The sequence below is a fragment of the Rubrivirga sp. genome (assembly GCF_049648075.1).
Taxonomy (GTDB): Bacteria; Bacteroidota; Rhodothermia; order Rhodothermales; family Rubricoccaceae; genus Rubrivirga.
This window is the reverse complement of the sequence record NZ_JBARYR010000415.1, coordinates 1-4,669: the sequence shown is the minus strand read 5'-3', so window position 1 is coordinate 4,669 and position 4,669 is coordinate 1. Positions and strand designations below refer to the sequence as shown.

Below are 4,669 nucleotides of genomic sequence, written 5' to 3'. Positions count from 1 at the left end.
GGACGCTCGACGCAGGGCTACCGCGTCGAGAACCGTGGCGAGCGGGAGCGGGTGGTCATCGTGGAGCACCGCCGCCGACCCGGCGCTCGGCTTCTCACTCCGTCGTCCGTCGACGAGACCACGCCGGAGCTGTACCGCTTCCGCGTCGAGGTCGCGCCGGGCAAGACCGACTCCCTCGAGGTCGTCGAGGCCCGTGTTCTAAGCGAGCGGGTGGTTCTGACCTCGACCTCCGCCGACCAGATCGCGGCCTACGCCGGGGCGTCCGGCTCCATCCCCGACGACGTGCGCAACGCGCTCCGGCGTGCCGCCGACGACCGTCGGGCTCTCGCCCAGACGGAGCGCGAGATCGCGACGCTGCGCAACGAGCTCTCGGAGATCGAGCGCGAGCAGGAGCGCATCCGCGGCAACCTCGAAGCCGTCGACAACGCCTCGGACTACGGCCGCCGCCTGCTCGACAAGCTAGACGAGCAAGAGTCTCGCATCGAGGACATCCGAGGAGCCCTCAACCGCTTGGAGGCTCAGGCGAACACACAGCGCGCGGCACTCCGCGTTTCGATCGGCAGCTAGGCCCGTCCTCGAGGTCGTCTACTCGGCGGCCTCGAGGGAGTCGGTGGGTTGTGGAGTGATGGAGCTAGGGAACAGCCGGTCGACGTCCGCGGCGTCGAACTGCTCGCGGAGGTACGGTTCGTCCTCGGACTTGGTCGTCCAGTTCCACATCAGCTCGCGCGTCATCTCGTCCTCGAGGACGATCTCGGTCGGGCCGGTCCGCTCGAGGGCGTAGCCGTTCTCGGTCAGGACGAACTCGGCACGGTCGAAGTGGTCCTCCGTCATCAACTCCTGCGACACGACGATGGGCTCGTTGGGAGTCAGCTTGACGAGAGGCTGGTAGAGGCTAGATGCGTCGGAGCAGCCCTCGAGAGCGAGCGCGAGGCAAAGGAGAGCGGCGCGCATGAGAGATCGGATGAGAGCCGAAGGCTATCGAGGCCGCGCGTCTCGGACGTGGTCTCGCAGATCCATTCCGTCGCTCTTGCGGAGCCGTCCTCGAGGGTGTGACCGGTTCGGCCAGGATTTGGTGCGCTGGTAGGTGAGGCCCGACCTGGGCCGATCCTCGACACTCCCGACCCCATGCTACGCCTCCTCGCCCTCACGCTCGTCGTCGCCGCTCCCGCCTCGGCCCAGTTCGCCATCCTGCCGTACGGCGGCTACGACCTCGAGGTCGAGAGCCCGCTGGTCGGCGTCGCCCTCGAGGTCGGCGTCCCGATACCACTCCCCGTTGACATCGCGATCCGTCCCTCGGCCGAGTTTGTCGTGCCGAAGGAGTTTGTGATGCGCGACCGCATCTTTAACGAGGAGGTCCTGCAGGCCAACCTCGACGTGGTAGCGTCCTTCGGCGTCACCGCGCTGCGCCCCTACATCGGCGCCGGCCTGTCGTACACCGCGACCGAGCTCGACACCGCGGATGACGACGCCGTCGAAGGCGACCAGGACAGCGCGTCGAGCGGCATCGGCGCCAACGTCTTGGCGGGTGTCACCTACGGAACTGGTCTGATCGCTCCGTTTGCCCAGGTCCGCGCCTCGGCTGGAGACCGGACGGCTGTCGCCGTGATGGGCGGCCTCCGAATCGGATTCTAGGATCCGGCGCTCGCCCTCAGACCTCGAGGACGGATGCCGCAACCTCGACGCGGATCGCCGTGCCGCTTTCGGTCGCGACCTCGAGGTCGGCGCCCAGAGCCTCGGCCCGCTCGCGCATCGTGTGCATCCCGAAGCCGGACGGCGCTCCGTCTCCCGAGACAGGCGTCTGCCGCTGGAACGCCCCGTCGTCGGTGACCTCGAGGACGACCCGCCCGTCCCCGGCCTCGAGGACGACCTCGATGCGGTCGCCGCCGCTGTGCTTGACCGCATTCTGGACCGCTTCCTGGCCGATCCGCAGCAGGTGCAGCGCCGCCGTCGAGTCGAGCCGCTGGTCGCGGTCGCCCTCGACGCGAACCGTCGCAGATGGCGCAGCGGCGCGCGTGCTGTCCCGAGCGAAGCGCTGGAGCTGACGGGCCAACTCTGAAATGGAGATCGGCGTCCCGCTCAGCGCCCAGACCGTTTCGCGCAGCAGGCCCATCGCGTCGCGAGCGTCGCCCTCGATCACGTCCAGCGTCCTCGAGGACGAGTCGGCGCCGGACGCTCGCTGCTCGAGCCGCGCCAGCTCGACGCCCGCGATCAGGTTCGAGAGCTGGGCACCGACGGAGTCGTGGAGGTCTCGGCTGATCCGTAGCCGCTCCGTCTGACGCTCGGCGTCGAGGAGGAGACCCTGGGTGTCACGTAGTTCCCCGAGAGCGTCCTCGAGGTCGGCGTTCGCGCGCGTCAGGAGGTGGCGCGACTCGAGCGTGGCGTAGGCCTGCCGATACACGACCCGGTGCACCATGATGATCATGATCGTCGGCATGACGTAGGCCGACGTCCACGACGCCACGTAATCGAAATCTGTCCCGTGGAGCAACGCTCCACCCAGCGTGATCACGGGGGCTAGCACGTACGCCCACGTCAGCCACGACGACGGCGGCTGAAGCATCACACCGACCATCAGAAGCAGGAACGAGTACATCGGGTACGCCGATGGCTCGGACCCGAACCAAAGTCCGAACCACGCGCCGAGGACCACGGCGAGCGCGGAGAACACGTTCGCAAGGCGAAGGTCCTCCGAGCCACCGTTCGGTGACCGGTGGTCCCACCACAACCACCCTCCCAGCGTCACGATGGTCGCGAGCCGCCACACCAGGTACCCCTCGTGGTGGACCTCGACGTCCCACACGCCCGCGCGATACGGGACCCAATGGTCGATGTAGAGCAACGGGAACGCGGTAAGGAACCCCAACCACGCGATGATCCGCGACCGCCGACGCGTACGCGCCGCCAGCTCCGCTTCGACCTCGAGGGCGACCGGCGTCGGGCCGTTCGGGTGCACCGCGAAGGCCGAGCCCAGGCGGGACGAGATGCGATGGAGAGCAGAGGCCATCAGCGGAAGGCGCGAGACGCCCCAACCTACTGAGGACTCACGACCTACTCACGCCCAGGCAAGTGCAGCTCGACCGGGTCCGGCGTCGCCGCCTGCAACGTGCCGCGGCTGATAATCGTCGAGCCTTTGTTGCCGCGGTTCGAGATCTCGAACTTGGTCGTGCGCACGATCTCGGTCCGTCCTCGACTGGTCTCGACCTCGAGGCCGCGACGGGCCGCGTCGGAGAGCGCCATGCCGAGCACGCGGTCGTTCTTGCCGTCGAGGCGCATCGCGATCACGCCCTTGGCCGCGCTCTTAAAGACCGAGATCTGGGGGACCGGGAAGATGAGCGCTCTCCCCTGCTTGGTCGCCAGGCACACGTTCTCCGTCCCCGACGCGACCTCCGCGTTGACGACGCGCTGGCCGCCTTTGAGCCGCATCATGACGCGGCCGTTCTTGTTCGACGGCTCCATGAACGCCTCGGCCTCGAGGCGAACCGCCTGGCCGTCCGAGGAGACAGCTACGACGTAGGGCCCGAGCACGACGTCGTCGGCCGGGGCGCCGTCGCCCTGGAACAGCTCGGGCTGGGGCACGCCGTTGACCTCGGGCACGCCGACCGGCAGCACCCTCGCGTCGAAGCTGGCCACGCCCACGACCGTCTCGCGGTCGGAGAAGTCGAAAAACTTCTGGACGGGGTCGCCGTAGCCCGTCGTCTGGGGCAGGTCGTCGACGCGGATCGTGTAGCACCGGCCGGCCGACGTAAAGAACCCGACCGTCGCCCGCGTCGAGGCCGCGAGTGCGTACAGCACGCGGTCGCCCTCGCGCACGCGGATCGCATCGAGGTCGGTGTAGGATCTCTGACGCTTGACCCAGCCGTCCTTCGTCACGATGACGTAGACGTCCTCCTTGATGATGTAGTCCTCGGCGGCGTACTCGACAACGGCGTCGGGGCCGGCGATGGTCGTGCGGCGCTCGTCGGCGTAGGCCTTCTTGACGGCGCGCAACTCCTTGCGGACGATGTTCCAGCGGCCCGCCTCGTCTGCCAGGAGCTTTCGGATGTCGGCAGCGCGGGCCTCTTTCTCGGCGAGCTCTTTCAGGATCGCGTCGATCTCCATCCGGGCCAGCCGGTAGAGCTTGATCTCCAGGACGGCGTCGGCCTGGTCTTGGTCGATCCCGAAGCGGTGGCGCAGGCGGGCGTTCGCGTCGGCTTTGTTCTTCGAGGCCCGAATCAGCTTGATCGCCTCATCGAGGGCGTCGAAGATGACCGCGAAGCCCTTCAAGATGTGGATCCGCTTTTCGAGGGCGCGTAGCTCGTGCTCGAGGCGGCGCGTGACGACCTCGAGGCGGAAGTCGAGGAAGTGGCGGAGCGCCGTCCGCAGGTCGACCTTTTCAGGCGCCGCGACCTCCGGGTTGTCCGTCGGGACGAGCGCGGTCAGGTTGACGTGGAACCGGCTCTGCAGCGGCGTGTGCTTGAACAGGTACGCCATCGCGACCTCGGCCGAGGCGCCGCGCTTCAACTCGAGGACGATGCGCACCTCGTCCGTCGACTCGTCCCGGACGTCGACGATCTGGGGCACCTTTCCGGTGCGGATGTGGTCGGCGATTTTCTCGATCAGGTCCGCCTTCTGGAGCGCGTATGGGATCGAGGTCAGCACGATGCGGCTCTTGCCCTCCAGGACGTACTCG

General features: G+C 68.0%; 4 protein-coding genes and 1 pseudogene. 2 read left to right on the top strand and 3 right to left on the bottom strand.

Annotated features, from left to right (window positions below):
• Positions 1–567, top strand: a pseudogene (locus WBA11_RS11875) (hypothetical protein); the annotation flags it as partial.
• Positions 568–585: 18 nt separating this feature from the next.
• On the opposite strand, the gene WBA11_RS11870 reads toward WBA11_RS11875, so the two are convergent.
• Entirely contained in the window at positions 586–951 is a 366-nt protein-coding gene (locus WBA11_RS11870; protein ID WP_424520895.1) for a hypothetical protein, read from the bottom strand.
• A 174-nt stretch (positions 952–1,125) separates the two neighbouring features.
• Between WBA11_RS11870 and WBA11_RS11865 the strand changes: the two genes are divergently transcribed.
• Positions 1,126–1,632 carry a hypothetical protein gene (locus WBA11_RS11865; protein WP_424520894.1) on the top strand — a complete coding sequence of 169 codons (507 nt, stop codon included), beginning with the start codon at positions 1,126–1,128 and terminating at the stop codon, positions 1,630–1,632.
• Between the two features lie 16 nt (positions 1,633–1,648).
• Here the strand turns inward: WBA11_RS11865 and WBA11_RS11860 are convergent, their stop codons facing one another.
• Together WBA11_RS11860 and WBA11_RS11855 are read right to left on the bottom strand one after the other, a co-directional pair.
• Positions 1,649–3,004 carry a sensor histidine kinase gene (locus WBA11_RS11860; RefSeq protein WP_424520893.1) on the bottom strand — a complete coding sequence of 452 codons (1,356 nt, stop codon included), beginning with the start codon at positions 3,002–3,004 and terminating at the stop codon, positions 1,649–1,651.
• Between the two features lie 44 nt (positions 3,005–3,048).
• Positions 3,049–4,669, bottom strand: a 1,621-nt coding sequence (locus tag WBA11_RS11855; RefSeq protein WP_424520892.1) for a DNA gyrase subunit A, incomplete at its 5' end; no start/stop codon positions are given.